Origin of the sequence: Amycolatopsis sp. MtRt-6 (assembly GCF_017308975.1) — a bacterium.
Classification (GTDB): Bacteria; Actinomycetota; Actinomycetes; order Mycobacteriales; family Pseudonocardiaceae; genus Amycolatopsis.
Genome location: NZ_JADWPD010000032.1, coordinates 78,204 through 90,773, shown reverse-complemented (window position 1 = coordinate 90,773; position 12,570 = coordinate 78,204). Strand labels below are relative to the sequence as shown.

Genomic DNA, 12,570 nt, shown 5'->3' with positions numbered 1-12,570 from the left:
GTGCCCGCCGCCGGGCTCGGCGATCGTTGGCCCACCGGTCCTCACTACGACAACGGAGCCCACGATGAGAACACGTCAACCCACCACGACCGCACTGGAAGAGCAGCGGATCCCGGTGAGAGCCAAGCTCGCCGCAGCGTGGACGAGCCTCGTGCTCCTGTACGCCTACGTGGACATTCTCGGCTTCTTCAACCCCGGCGTCATCAAAGACATCGAGGCCGGCGTCGTCTTCGAGTTCGACATCAGCCAGGCGTTGTTCATCGTCTTCCTCGCGCTCATGGCGATCCCGATCTTCATGGTCGTGCTGTCGATGACCCTGCCCGCCCGGGCGAACCGCACCACGAACCTCATCGTGGCCTCGATACAGGTCCCCTTCGCGGCGTTCGCCGCGGTGGGGGAGTCCTGGAGGTACTTCTACGGCCTCGGCGTCGCACTGGAGTTGATCGTTCTCGTCCTCATCCTGCGGTATGCCTGGACCTGGCCCCGCACCGCACCGGCGGCGGCCATGGCGACCAGCCCGGACCGTGAGACCGTTCGCGCCCAGTAGCAAGCGTGAACCCACGCTCAGTCCCCGTCCTGTTCGGAGCCGGCTGCCTCGGTGCCGCGGCGTGGGACTCCTGGCGATGGGACACCAATACCACTGACCTGCCGGTAGGGCCTTCCACGGCCTCTATCGGCAGGTCAGGTCATCGGATGCGCACACAGGCCCACCGCATCGTCGACGCCGACCGCCAGCGCGGCAACGTCGCCGTCCGCGTCACTGGCACCCGCGCACACCCTTCGCTTCACCGCGCTCCTCTTCGGACCACAGCACCGCCCCGCGGTCCATTCCCGGTTCCCGGTTCATTCTGCGGCGAGCTCGGTCAGCGGGTCGGTGTGCCGGGGCGTCCAGCCCAGCTCGCGCTGTGCCTTGGCGGAGGTGAGCTGCTGGTCGAGGGCGAAGGCGTCGGCGATCGGGCCCATCCGCTCGCGGGCCTGCTCGAGGGTGAGGGAGACGGTCTTCCCGCCGAGCGCCGCGCGGCCGATGTAGCCCGAACCGCCCGTGAGGAAAATCTTCATCCCTGTCCTTTCACCCGGAATTCCTTCTTCCGCCAGCTTGATCCCGGCATCCGCGGTGCGTCCAAGACCCGTTTCGCGCTGTGACGCCGCTTCGGCATCACAGACCTGCGAAGAGCTGCACTTCGGGCGGGCCGCCGCGCGGCCGCACATCGCCCAGCCCGCGCTGTCGCGCCAGATCCGGGGCCTCGAAGACGAGCTCAAGACGCCCCTGTTCGTCCGCGACCGCCGCACCACCGCCCTCACCGCGGCCGAGGCGAAGCCGGTGCTCACCGTCGGGTTCATGCCGGGCATCGTGGTCACCCCGGCCGTGCGGGCGCCGGCCGGGCACCGGCCGGACGTCGGCGTCCGGCTGCTGCGCACCGGCTGGCACGACCAGGTCGCGGTCCTGCACGACGGCCGTTCCGTCGCGCATGCTTCTCAGCCCGTCGGCGCGGTGGAAGAACGAGGAAGCCCAGATCAGCAAGCGGCCGACGGACTTCTCCTCCGGGCGCGCGACCACCACGAGGTAGGGCTCCCGCGGGTTCATCCCGAGCCGGCGTGCCCGGCGATCCAGCTGCGCCGGCGGGATGGGCAGCCGGGCGAGTACGTCGTCCAGGAGTTCGTCCCGGTCCGGCCGCCCGCCGGTGCCCGGGCGCCACGCTGGACCACCAAGGCCACCGCCACCGCTTGGGCGACCATCCGCAGTGTTCCCGGTCGATCTGCTCGGTGGCATCGGGACGGGCACCATGGTGCCGAGGCCCTCGTTCCCGGCGACGATCGGGATCGCCGGCCTGGCGTCGGCCATGACCACCGGCTCCCGCGCGGTGTGCGCGGCCATCGCCGCGGTGGCCACCGCCGTCTCCGCGTGAGGAATGCGTAGCCAGGTCGGACCGGGACCAAGGCCGGGCGCGAGAACGTGGCGGCGCCAACACCACCACGTTGAATCTGCTCACTGCTACCAGCGGTGAGCCACAGCCTGCCGGCAGTTCCCTCGCCGGGGGTCAAGCCTTCAGGTCGACGCGGAGGCCGTCGTGGGCGAGTTCGAAAGCTGCCTCGTCGGCGTGGGCGAGCATGTCGGTGGACATGTGGGTGAGGACTACGCGTTTTCCGGTCAGCTCGTGACGGTGGGCGACCAGGTCGGCGTGCCGCAGGTGGAAGGGGACCGCCTTGTCCCAGAAGTAGGACTCGGCGATGAACAGATCGGTCCCAGCCGCGACGTCGGCCAGGCTGTCCGTCCAGGCCGTGTCGCCGGTGTAGCCGATCACGACACCGGCGAGTTCGAGGCGCAGGCCGAGGAACGGGCCGCCTGCCATACCGTGGTTCACTTCCCAGCCGCGTGCGGACACGACACCCACCACCGCCGGATGCCCGCCGGGGCGGAGTTCGACGACTTCGACGGGGAACCGGCGGCGTGCGGTCGAGGAGCCGGGGAACATGATCTCCATGGCTTCGGTCAGCCAGCCGGTGGTTCCCGGTGGGCCCACGACGGTCAGAGGAGCTGTGCGGCGGGTGAACTGGCCGTCGAGGATGAGGTGTGGCACGCCGCCGAAGTGGTCGACGTGGCGGTGGGAGACGAACACGGCCGCGACGTCACCCGGATCCAGCCCCTGCCGTTTCAGGGCGACGAGGCTGGTCGCGCCGCAGTCCAGCAGCACTGGTGGTGAGCCGGCCGCTTGGACGTGGATGCAGGCCTGCAACCGGCCGCCGCTGCCGAAGGCGTCCCCCGAGCCGGCGAACGTCACGCGGACCGTGCCCGCGCCTGGAGCGGTCATCGTCGCCTCCTCGTCGTCCACGAGTCAGGTGCCGGATTCGATCTGACCACACATCGCCGTGGTCTGCCCAGCCGATCACCACGGATCCGCGCGAGTTGCGGTCGCCCGGCGGCACGGCGTCGTACACGCACATCGACGGTTGCTGCCGCGCAATGGCTCTCGCGGCCAGGACCAGCGCGGTCGCGGTGTTCCCGCGAAGCGCACGGAAGCCATCAGGACATCGCGATCCTCGTGGAGCAGGCGAACCGGACGGCTCGCCAGACTGTCCGAGGTGGACAGAGCTGGGTCATGCGATGGCCTCCTTGTCGACGATGGCTCGCAGGGCCTCGATCAGGACTGCCGCCTGCTGGGGTGGGCGGACGGCGACTCGGAAGTGGTTCGGCGTGAGGCCGGGAAAGGTGTCTCCACGGCGCACCGCGACACCGGCCGCGCGCAGGCCGGCCCGGACCCGGTGCCCGTCGGAAATCTCCAGCAGCAGGAACGGCCCGTGAGCCGGCAGGCAGACGCGCACGCCGGGCAGCGAAGCCAATTCCGTTGCCAGCGTGTGCCGGTGATCGGCGGTGACTTCGGCCGCGGCCCGGGCTTCGGCAACCGCGAACGGCTCGCAGCAGGCCCGCACGGCTTCCAGCGTCAGCGTTCCGACCGGCCAATGCGGGCGCCCGGCCGCCAACCGGCCCAGCAGGCCGGCAGCCCCCAGCGCGTAGCCGGCGCGCAGGCCGGCCAGCGCCCAGGTCTTCGTCAGGCTTCGCAAGACGAGCAGGCCCGGCGTCGCCCGGTCACCGGCCAGCGACTCAGGTTCCCCCGGAACCGCGTCTGCGAACGCCTCGTCGACGACGAGCACCCGTCCGGGCCGGGCGAGCAGGCGCACGGTCTCGGCGGCATGCAGCACGGAGGTGGGGTTGGTCGGGTTGCCGAGCACGACCAGGTCCGCATCGGCCGGAATCAGCTCCGGCCGCAGCCGGTAGCCCTCCTCCGCGCGCAGCATCACCCGGGAGACCGGCACGCCCGCGTCGGCGAGCAGCAGGTCGGGCTCGGTGAACGAGGGATGGCACACGGCGGCCAGCTTCGGCCGCAGCGCGGCAAGAAGCGCAAAGCCTTCCTCGGCGCCGTTGAGCACCAGGACTTCGTCGGCGGAACGGCCGTGACGCCTCGCAACGGCCTGACGCGCCCCGAGATCGTCTTCGGCCGAAGGGTAACCGCCGAGGCGGGCGAGTGCGGCGGCGAGCCTGTCGCGAAGCCACGGTGGCGGTGCGTCGCCGCGGACGTTGACGGCGAAATTCACCAGGCCTGGTGCGGCGTCCACGTCCCCGTGGTGGCGCAGCATCGCCCGCTCGCCAAGTGCCCGGTCCGGCTTCATGACTTGACGGTGACCGGGAAGGTGACCTGCTCACGCTGCCCGCCGCTGGTGAGTGCCACGGTGAGTTCGAACGCTCCGCCCATGACGAACAAATCCCCGCCGGCGCGGAACCGCCAGGGGCCGGTGCGGACCGCGGTCACCGCGGGCGCTGCGTGGGAGTGAGCGACCATGAACGGTTCGAGCGTGACCGAGTCCGGATCGGGCGCACCGGTCCGGCCGGAAATTTCGATGTCGGCGGTGCGTGAGCCGGTCTTGGCCGCGTCGATTTCGATCTTCACCGTATAGCGCTGGGTGTCGCCCTGCAGCGTCACCGCATCGGACCCGCCGCCGAAACCGACGGTGAAGAACAAGCCCACGGCGAGCACCAGGACGGTCACCGGAATCAGGATGAAGAGCCCCTTCGGTTTCACGGCACCTCCACCTGGAACGGCACGGTGTGCACCCGGTAGCCACGCTGGGTCTGCAGCCAGAGCCAATACCGGCCCGGTCTCGGGAAGCTGAACACGAACCGCAGCTTCGGGCCGATGTTCGCGACGGTCTCGTCGGGTGGCAGGGCGGCCGAATTGGCCATCGCGCTCATCGAATCGAATTCGTGGACGTGCCCGAAGACCGCGGTACCGCTGTCCCCGGGCCCGAGGAGCAGGAGGTGTGCCGCCATGTCCAGCCAGGGCTGGAGGTCCCGAACCGGTCCCGTGGCGTCGGAGACGTCCGCGGTCACCGTGATCGGGGTACCGGCCGCGGGTGGCTGTGACGGGGCGAGTGAGAAGGTCAAGCCGTCGGCTTCCCGCCTGCCGAAGCCTGGTGCCGGAGCGACTGAGGTCACCACGGCGGGGTCGGGTTCGGCTTCCGCCTGACCGGGTGCCTCCGGGGACACCGCCAGCCGGGTGGTGATGAGCTGCGTGCCGCTGCCGTCGCGCTGGAGCTCGCTGTAGACGGTGTAGGCGCCGGCATGGGGAAGAGTGAGCCGGACCAGGTATTCACCGGGGCCGACGCGGGCCGGGTGCACGTGGGCGAAGGTGGCGCGGTCGTCGCTCACCGCGGCGAGATGGATCAGCGCGGCGTGTTGGGGACGCAGATCGTCGAGCACGCGACCGGTCGCGCCATCGTAGAGGGACAAACGCAGGTCGAACGGCTGTCCGGCCGAAGGAACAGCGGGATCGGTCCGGGTGGCCGCGTTGGCGTAGGACGGAGCCAGCTCAGGGCTGGTGGCCGGCAGCGCAGCCGAGATCCCGGCGGCCTGCCGGGCGGCCGCCACACTCGCCGGGTCCACGCCGTTCACCGGTGCCGGGGAAAGCACCCGCGCGGTGATCGCGACGGCCACCGACGCGGCCGCGGCGGAAGTGAGGCCGAGCGTGAGCCAGCGCCGCCGGGATCGAGCCGCGCGCGAGACCGCGAACGCGGCGAACACGAAGGCGCCCGCGGCAGCCCAGCCGACGTTGGACGTGAGCTGCCAAGCCGGCGTCGCCGGCGGCACGACCAGGAACGGGATCAGCGCGCGATTGCGGCCGTCGTCGGCGGTCAGTTCCCATTGCCCGGGGCCGCCCACCACGATGGTCGCCGTGCGCTTGCCGGGCGGGCCGGAAATGTCCAGCGAGGTTTCGGTGGTGGTGGTTCCGTCGGCGATGTTGCGCGCACTCAGGGCCAGCCTTGCCGCCGGTTGCCCGGCATGCGTGACGACGTCGATTTTCTGGTCTCCAGGAGTGCTGGTGACCGGCTGCATCGTGAACGTCAGTTCGTGCCCGCCGAGGGACACGACGATCCGTTCGCCGCTTCCCGGCGAACCGGTGAAATGGGCGTGGGCCACTTGCGGCAGGGAGAAAACGAGGAAGACGACCGCGACCACGGACGTGATCCGAGCCGCCGCCCCGCAGCTGCGCACGCGCATTCCCCCATTCGCTCCCACAGGCATCCTTTTCGGTGCTGCCGCCGAATGTCAAGAGCCGGTCCGTGGTTCACTTCCGCGTCGGTTCTGGCACGCTGGGGTTCATGGTGGAGATGATCGCCGCGAGGGGTTTGGCGCGCAGGTTCAAGACCAAAGCGGGCCTGGTGGACGCGGTGCGGGGGATCGATTTGACCGTGGGAGCGGGCGAGATCGTCGGACTGCTCGGACCGAACGGCGCGGGAAAGACGACAACCCTCCGCATGCTGGCCACGCTTCTCACACCGAGCGCGGGCACGGCGATCGTGGCAGGCAACGACCTCCGGAAGTCCCGGGCGGTCCGGCGCAACATCGGCTACGTCGCTCAGGTCGGTGGCCTGCCGAGCCCGGGAACCGTGCTGGGGGAGGAGCTCCTCACCCAAGCCCGGTTGCACGGGATGTCCCGCCCGGACGCCGAAGCGAGTGTCCTCGACATCGCCGGGCGGCTTGATCTCGCCGGTCTGCGCAAACGTGCGCTGGTCGAGCTTTCCGGTGGTCAGCGGCGCCGGTTCGACATCGCGCTGGGGCTGCTGCACTCTCCCCGGTTGCTGTTCCTGGACGAGCCGACCACCGGTCTCGATCCGCAGAGCCGGGCGAACCTCTGGCAGCACATCCGCGAATTGCGGGACGACCACGGGGTGACCGTCCTGCTGACGACGCACTACCTCGAGGAGGCCGATGCCCTTTCCGACCGGGTCATGGTCATGGACGACGGCCGGATCATCGCCGACGACAAACCGGATGCGCTCAAGGCCCGGGTCTCGGGTGACGTCATCACCATCGGCGTGCCCCAACCGGATGTCGCGGCCCGCTCCGAGGCGGCAGTGCGGGAAGCGGCGGCAGTCCGGCACTTCACGGTGACCGATACGGCCTTGATCGTGACCGTGGAGGACGGGACGACGGCGTTGCCTCCGTTGCTGCGGGTACTGGAGTCGGCCGGCGTCCGGCCCGCGTCGATCGCCGTCACCCGGCCCACGCTCGACGACGTGTTCCTGTCCCTCACCGGTCGTTCCCTGCGCGAAGGAGACCAGTAGCCCGTGCTCACCGAGATCTCCGTCGTCTTCCTGCGGCAGACGCGCATCATGCTGCGCAATCCGGTCTGGGTGATGTTCGGGCTGACCCAGCCGGTCCTCTATCTCGCCCTCTTCGGCCCATTGCTCACCGGGGTGTCCGGGAGCGGCGTCGGTGGAGCACGTTCTTGGCAGGTCCTCGTGCCCGGCCTGCTCCTGTGGCTGGTCATCCTCGGCGCCGGGTTCGCCGGATTCGGTATCCTGCGTGAGATGCGCGAAGGTGTCATCGACCGCCAGCGGGTCACGCCGGCGTGGCGGCTGTCCTTGATCGCCGGCCGTAGTTTGAGCAACACGGCCACCATCGCGGTCCAGTCGGTCGTGCTGGTGGTGGCGGCGATTCCGTTCGGGTTGCGGGCGTCCTGGCCCGGGGTGGTGCTGGCACTTCTGCTGTTCTGTGTGCTCGCCATGGGTATTTCGATCGCCTCCTACGCTGCGGGTATCGCCTTGAAGAGCGAAGACTCCTTCTCACCTGTCGTGCAGGGACTGTCGATGCCGTTGTTGCTGCTGTCCGGCCTCCTGTTGCCGATGTCGGTGGCGCCGGCCTGGCTGCGCACCCTCTCCCGGGTCAATCCGCTGACCTACGGGCTCGACGCCACCCGTGCCCTGTTCCGGGGGGAGCTGACCAGCGTGGACGCCTGGGTCGGTTCACTGGTGACGGTCGTGGTGGCCGCGGCGCTGGCTTGGTGGGGGCTGTGGACGTTCCAACGGCACAGCGCCTGACTCTGGCGCACCGGGCCGGAGCCCGCGCCGGGACCGGGTCGGCGATCGCACACCACGGTGAGGTGCTGCAAGGCGTTTTCGACGACGGCGACGGGCTGCCTGTGCACGCCCTGGTCACACTTCCGCTTCCCGGCTTGCGTTCCGTCTCGGTGTTCTCCCCGGACCGCGGCCGGGACCTCCGCGTCCGGCCGGCTTGGAAGGTCAAAGCTCTCGCCGCGGCGCAGGCCGCCCTGCGCCGGCTCGGCTGCGACGGCGGGGGTGACCTCGAGGTCCGGAGCTCCATCGCGGCCGAGCGCGGGCTCGGTTCCTCGACGGCGGATGTGGTGAGCGCGATCGAAGCGGTTGCCGCTGCCCTCGGCCGCCGGATCGAGGCCGAGGATATCGCTCGTCTCGCGGTCGCGGCCGAGCGTGCGTCCGATGGGGTGATGTTCGGCGATCGGACCGTGCTTTTCGCGAGCCGCGAGGGGCGTGTACTCGAGGACTTGGGCAAGCCGTTGCCGCGTCTGGAAGTCGTCAGCCTCGATATCGGGGAAGGCGTGGACACCCTTGCGCTGGAACCGATCCGGTACACCCGTGCGGAGACGGAGACTTTCGCGGATCTGCGGTCGTTGCTGCGCAAGGCGGTCGGCGACGGATCGGCGGAGCTGGTGGCGAAGGTGGCGACCGGCAGCGCGGAGATCAACCAGCGATACCGGCCGCATCCGTGCTTCGCCCTGGCGGCGGAAGTCGCCGGACACTCCGGCGCGCTGGGGATCCAGGTGGCCCACACCGGAACGGTGATCGGGTTGCTCTACGACCCCGACGCGCGGGGCTTGCCTTGTTCGCTCGGCATCGCCGCCGAGCTCATCGAGCGGGCGGGAGCAGGCCCGCCACGCCGTTACGGCCTACCCGGCCTGCCTCTGGAGGCGCTGCGATGACGCCGTCGTTCACCGTCTCGATTTCGACGATCCTGCTCCGCCACGGCGAAACGCCGCTGTCCGGACAGCGGTACAGTGGCCGCGGGGACCCCGGGTTGACTGGCCGAGGCAGGGAGCAGGCGGCCGCCGCCGCGTCACGGCTGGCTCGGGAACCCGGCCTCGCGGCGGTGATCAGCTCTCCGCTCAGCCGGGCGCGGGACACCGCCGAAGCGGTGGCGGCCGCGGCCGGCGTGCCGCTGTGTCTGGAAGACGATCTGGTCGAGACGGACTTCGGCTGTTTCGAGGGGCTGACGTTCGAGGAGGCCCAGGAGCGATGGCGGGACGACCACACCGCGTGGCTGGACCGGTCCTTCACCGAAGCACCACCCGGCGGGGAGAGCGTGGCCGACGTGGCGCGGAGGGTGTCGAGGGCGCTAGCTCGGCTGCGTACCGAATACGCGGGTGAGACCGTCGTCCTGGTCAGTCACGTGACACCGATCAAGCTCATGGTGTGCTCCGCGCTCGGGGTGGCGGCCGAGGATTCGTTCTTCCGGCTTCGGATCGACACGGGTGGCCTGACCCGCATCGATTGGTACGGTGCGGATTCCGCCGTCGTCGCCTGGGTGAACGACACGTCACATCTGCGACGAACCGTTGGTTGACCTCTTTTCGTCGCGCGAAGGCAGCCGCCGGCCCCGTCCGGTCTTGGCCTGGGGCACCAGGATCGTGGTGAGGTAGGGCGAAGTGGCTTCGTCGACTGCGGTCGCCGGGCGGATGTCCTGGTCCGGCAGGCCGACGTGGGAACCGTAGACGGCTCCGTCGATCCGGCCGGCGGATCGGAGCACGTCGAGGACCGGCCCCACCCGGGCACCGCCTTTGTAGACGACGACGTTGTCGAACTGCTCCACCGCCGAATGCAGAGCGGCGAGGTCACCGGTCACCGGAAGCAGCACCAGTGACTCGTCGCCCTCGCACAGCACGGTGCCGCTGCCGGCCGCCAGCTCCTGCATGGCGGTGATGCCGGGCACCGTGGCGATCTCGACGTCCGGTCGGAACCCGAGCACGGTTTCGGCCAGATAGGTGAACGTGGAGTAGATGTTCGGGTCGCCGATCGTGGCGAACGCGACCGTCCTGGCACCGTTTTCGAAGGCGTCGACCACGGTCTTCCCCGCCGCGTCCCAGGCCCGTTCCCGGCGCGCGCTGTCGTGCCGCTCGTTGAGGGCGAAGGTGAGCCGCCGGATTCGTTCGGCGGAAACGTACTCCAGCACGGTTCGTTCGGCCCGGCCGCGGCTCGAACCTTCCATGGCGGGCACCACCACCACATCGGCCTGCTGGAGCACCCGGACTCCCTTGACCGTGAGCAATTCGGGATCACCCGGTCCGACGCCGACACCGACCAGCAGTTCACCGCTCATGCGCATGCCTCCACGAATCGCCGGACCCCGTCCGGGTTGCCGGCCCAGTGGGTGTGCAGGTAGGACGCGTGGATCGCGCCGTCCACGAACCCTTCTGCGCCGTGCTCCGCATGCTCCCACGCCGGCCGGTTCCCGGCGGACGGCGCGCACAACGTCCGGTGGAATTCGTGACCGTGTACCACAGTTCCGGCTTCGGCGAGGCACGAGTCGGCCGCGGCGACGACGCGCCGGTAGCCGAGAGTCAGCCTTCGGTGCATCCGCGCCGCGGTCGGCAGCAGCCCGCACATCGGCCGCTCGTCCAGCGAATCGGCGAGGTAGAGCAGCCCGGCGCACTCCGCCGCGATCGCCCCGCCTGCCCGGGCGAACCGGCGCACATCGGTTCTGAGCGCGGTGTTGCCGGACAGGCGTTCGGCGTGGACCTCCGGAAAGCCCCCGCCGATGACCAGACCGGCGGTCCCGTCCGGCAACGCCGGGTCGTACAGGGGATCCAGCGGGACCACTTCGGCGCCGCAGGCGGAGAGTAGTTCCGCGGTTTCGGCGTAGGAGAACGTGAACGCCTCGCCGCCGGCGACGGCGATCCGTGGCCGCCCCGGCGCCGGCGTGCCGATCGCCGCTTCGGGCTGCCACGGCAGCCCGGCCAGGGGAGGCGCGGTGCCGGCCAGCGCGAGTACCGCGTCCAGGTCGACGGATTCGGTGATCAGCCCGGCGAGGTTCCGGACGGTTTCGAGCGCGGGATCCGCCCGCTCGGCGACGGGGATCAGCCCGAGGTGCCGTGACGGCGTCGCGATATCGGCGTGCCGCCGGACCACGCCGAGGACCGGCATGCCGAAGCCGCGCAGCGCGGCGGTGAGAATCGCCTCGTGCCGGTCGGACCCGACCCGGTTCAGGATGACGCCCCCGACGCGAGTGTGCTCGTCGAACTCGCGGAAGCCCGCGACCAGTGCGGCGACGGACGCGCCCTGGGACGCTCCGTCGACCACGAGGACGACCGGTGCCTGCAACAGTTTCGCTACGTGGGCTGTAGAGGCGAAGCCCGGGCGCGCAGCCATGCCGTCGAACAGGCCCATCACCCCCTCGATCACCGCGATGTCCGCCTGCCGCGGAGTCAGCACGCCGTGCAGGAACAACGGCACGATCAGGGGTTCGCCGACCAGGAACGGGTCCAGGTTGCGGCCGGGGCGGCCGGCGGCGACGCCGTGGTAGCCCGGGTCGATGTAGTCGGGGCCTACCTTGTGCGGTGAGACCGCCAGGCCGCGAGCCGTCAGCGCGGCGATGAGGCCGGTGGTGATGGTCGTCTTGCCTTGCCCGCTCGCTGGTGCGGCGACGACGATGCGGGGGACCTGGCGCGGCTCGGACGTCATGACAGCCCTGGTGCGACCCGGTTCGTCCGGGCCATGCCGACGATGCCGGCGCTCGCCACGGCGACGACGGCGGCGCTGGAGGACACGGCGCGGGCCAGCGTCACCGCGCGGGCGATGTCGGCGGTCTCCGGGTGCCTGCCCCCACCGAGGACCGGCCGGTCTTCGGTGCGGTGCGCGTAAACCGTTCGCCCGCCCAGCCGGACGCCCAACGCACCGGCGAAGGCCGCTTCGCAGACACCGGCATTCGGGCTCGGATGAGCGGCGGCGTCCCGGCGCCAAGCCGCGAGAGCAGTTCTGGGACTGCCACCCACGAGTGGCGCACAGGCGGCGACGAGCAGGGCGGTCAGGCGGGCGGGAGCGAGATTCGCCAGGTCGTCGAGCCGCGCGGCCGCGGTGCCGAACTTCTCGTATCGATCCGTGTGGTGCCCGACCATGGCGTCGAGGGTGTTGGCCGCCCGGTAGCCCAGCAATCCCGGTACACCGCCCACCGCGCCCCAGAACAGCGCACCGACAACCGCGTCGGACGTGTTCTCCGCCACCGATTCGACCACCGCGGCGGCGATTCCGCCGGCGTCCAGCGCGGAAGGGTCACGCCCGACCAGCCGGGGGAGCAAAGCGCGCGCCCCGGCCAGATCTCCGGCCCGCAGCGCGGTCGCGATCAGGTCCGCGTCGCGCGCCAGGCTGGTCCCGCCGAGCACCGTCCAGGTCGCCACGGCGGTGAGCAGGCTGCGTGGCCGGCCCAGCCATTCGGCGAGCAGGCCGACGCCCGCCACCGAGGCGACGAGAGTCATCGTGTAGGCGAGGCCACGACCGCGTCGCGGTGCCCACATCCGCTTTTCCAGCGCGATGGCCGCGTTCCCGAATCCGGCGACCGGATGGAAGCGGGCCGGATCGCCCAGCAGGCGGTCCGCGACCACACCGAGCCCGATTCCCAGCGCACGACCGGTCCAGCGTGCCCGTCTGCCCAACGCCCCAGCCCCCTAGATCCTGACGATCTCTCCCGCGATGGGACCAGACGGCCGC

16 protein-coding genes and 1 pseudogene are annotated in these 12,570 nt (G+C 70.6%); 7 read left to right on the top strand and 10 right to left on the bottom strand.

Going from position 1 to position 12,570, the window contains the following annotated elements; all coding sequences use genetic code 11:
* Positions 1–64 precede the first annotated feature (64 nt).
* Positions 65–547, top strand: a complete 483-nt coding sequence (locus tag I4Q55_RS38860) for a DUF6326 family protein (protein WP_206795458.1) — start codon at positions 65–67, stop codon at positions 545–547.
* 296 nt (positions 548–843) lie between these two features.
* On the opposite strand, the gene I4Q55_RS38855 is transcribed toward I4Q55_RS38860, so the two are convergent.
* Positions 844–1,059: a hypothetical protein gene (locus I4Q55_RS38855; RefSeq protein ID WP_242547518.1), complete on the bottom strand. Its 216-nt coding sequence runs from the start codon at positions 1,057–1,059 to the stop codon at positions 844–846.
* Between I4Q55_RS38855 and I4Q55_RS50795 the strand changes: the two are divergent.
* Positions 1,043–1,249 (top strand): annotated as a pseudogene (locus tag I4Q55_RS50795) (LysR family transcriptional regulator); the annotation flags it as partial. The gene I4Q55_RS38855 and the pseudogene I4Q55_RS50795 overlap by 17 nt on opposite strands.
* Here I4Q55_RS50795 and I4Q55_RS51115 read toward each other — a convergent pair.
* Together I4Q55_RS51115 and I4Q55_RS38845 are read right to left on the bottom strand one after the other, a co-directional pair.
* Positions 1,157–1,585 (bottom strand): hypothetical protein, encoded by a 429-nt coding sequence (locus I4Q55_RS51115; RefSeq protein WP_374194520.1) that lies wholly within the window; start codon positions 1,583–1,585, stop codon positions 1,157–1,159. The pseudogene I4Q55_RS50795 and the gene I4Q55_RS51115 overlap by 93 nt on opposite strands.
* Positions 1,582–1,737 carry a hypothetical protein gene (locus tag I4Q55_RS38845; RefSeq protein ID WP_206795531.1) on the bottom strand — a complete coding sequence of 52 codons (156 nt, stop codon included), beginning with the start codon at positions 1,735–1,737 and terminating at the stop codon, positions 1,582–1,584. Before I4Q55_RS38845 ends, I4Q55_RS51115 begins: the two co-directional genes overlap by 4 nt.
* A gap of 47 nt (positions 1,738–1,784) precedes the next feature.
* Between I4Q55_RS38845 and I4Q55_RS50400 the strand changes: the two genes are divergently transcribed.
* Complete coding sequence (locus I4Q55_RS50400) at positions 1,785–1,907, top strand: hypothetical protein (protein WP_277992069.1); 123 nt, start codon at positions 1,785–1,787, stop codon at positions 1,905–1,907.
* A 132-nt stretch (positions 1,908–2,039) separates the two neighbouring features.
* Here the strand turns inward: I4Q55_RS50400 and I4Q55_RS38840 are convergent, their stop codons facing one another.
* From I4Q55_RS38840 to I4Q55_RS38825, 4 genes are all read right to left on the bottom strand, one after another.
* Positions 2,040–2,810: an MBL fold metallo-hydrolase gene (locus tag I4Q55_RS38840; RefSeq protein ID WP_206795457.1), complete on the bottom strand. Its 771-nt coding sequence runs from the start codon at positions 2,808–2,810 to the stop codon at positions 2,040–2,042.
* A gap of 286 nt (positions 2,811–3,096) precedes the next feature.
* Positions 3,097–4,167: an Rv2231c family pyridoxal phosphate-dependent protein CobC gene (cobC, locus tag I4Q55_RS38835; RefSeq protein WP_206795456.1), complete on the bottom strand. Its 1,071-nt coding sequence runs from the start codon at positions 4,165–4,167 to the stop codon at positions 3,097–3,099.
* Complete coding sequence (locus I4Q55_RS38830) at positions 4,164–4,577, bottom strand: hypothetical protein (RefSeq protein ID WP_206795455.1); 414 nt, start codon at positions 4,575–4,577, stop codon at positions 4,164–4,166. The genes cobC and I4Q55_RS38830 overlap by 4 nt, the downstream gene beginning before the upstream one ends.
* Positions 4,574–6,052, bottom strand: a complete 1,479-nt coding sequence (locus I4Q55_RS38825; RefSeq protein WP_206795454.1) for a hypothetical protein — start codon at positions 6,050–6,052, stop codon at positions 4,574–4,576. Before I4Q55_RS38825 ends, I4Q55_RS38830 begins: the two co-directional genes overlap by 4 nt.
* Positions 6,053–6,162: 110 nt before the next feature.
* Between I4Q55_RS38825 and I4Q55_RS38820 the strand changes: the two genes are divergently transcribed.
* From I4Q55_RS38820 to I4Q55_RS38805, 4 genes are read left to right on the top strand one after another with little or no spacing between them, the layout of a single operon-like run.
* A complete protein-coding gene (locus I4Q55_RS38820) occupies positions 6,163–7,119 on the top strand; it encodes an ABC transporter ATP-binding protein (RefSeq protein ID WP_206795522.1) in 957 nt (318 codons plus the stop codon).
* Positions 7,120–7,122: 3 nt separating this feature from the next.
* Positions 7,123–7,875: an ABC transporter permease gene (locus I4Q55_RS38815; RefSeq protein WP_206795453.1), complete on the top strand. Its 753-nt coding sequence runs from the start codon at positions 7,123–7,125 to the stop codon at positions 7,873–7,875.
* Positions 7,848–8,792 carry a hypothetical protein gene (locus I4Q55_RS38810; RefSeq protein ID WP_206795452.1) on the top strand — a complete coding sequence of 315 codons (945 nt, stop codon included), beginning with the start codon at positions 7,848–7,850 and terminating at the stop codon, positions 8,790–8,792. The genes I4Q55_RS38815 and I4Q55_RS38810 overlap by 28 nt, the downstream gene beginning before the upstream one ends.
* Positions 8,789–9,433: a histidine phosphatase family protein gene (locus I4Q55_RS38805; protein WP_206795451.1), complete on the top strand. Its 645-nt coding sequence runs from the start codon at positions 8,789–8,791 to the stop codon at positions 9,431–9,433. Before I4Q55_RS38810 ends, I4Q55_RS38805 begins: the two co-directional genes overlap by 4 nt.
* Here I4Q55_RS38805 and cobI read toward each other — a convergent pair.
* From cobI to I4Q55_RS38790, 3 genes are read right to left on the bottom strand one after another with little or no spacing between them, the layout of a single operon-like run.
* Positions 9,407–10,186, bottom strand: coding sequence for a precorrin-2 C(20)-methyltransferase (cobI, locus tag I4Q55_RS38800; RefSeq protein ID WP_206795449.1), 780 nt, complete (start codon positions 10,184–10,186; stop codon positions 9,407–9,409). The two genes, I4Q55_RS38805 and cobI, sit on opposite strands and share 27 nt — an antisense overlap.
* Complete coding sequence (locus I4Q55_RS38795; RefSeq protein ID WP_206795448.1) at positions 10,183–11,547, bottom strand: cobyrinate a,c-diamide synthase; 1,365 nt, start codon at positions 11,545–11,547, stop codon at positions 10,183–10,185. Before I4Q55_RS38795 ends, cobI begins: the two co-directional genes overlap by 4 nt.
* Positions 11,544–12,515, bottom strand: a complete 972-nt coding sequence (locus tag I4Q55_RS38790) for a cobalamin biosynthesis protein (protein WP_206795447.1) — start codon at positions 12,513–12,515, stop codon at positions 11,544–11,546. The genes I4Q55_RS38795 and I4Q55_RS38790 overlap by 4 nt, the downstream gene beginning before the upstream one ends.
* Positions 12,516–12,570 lie beyond the last annotated feature (55 nt).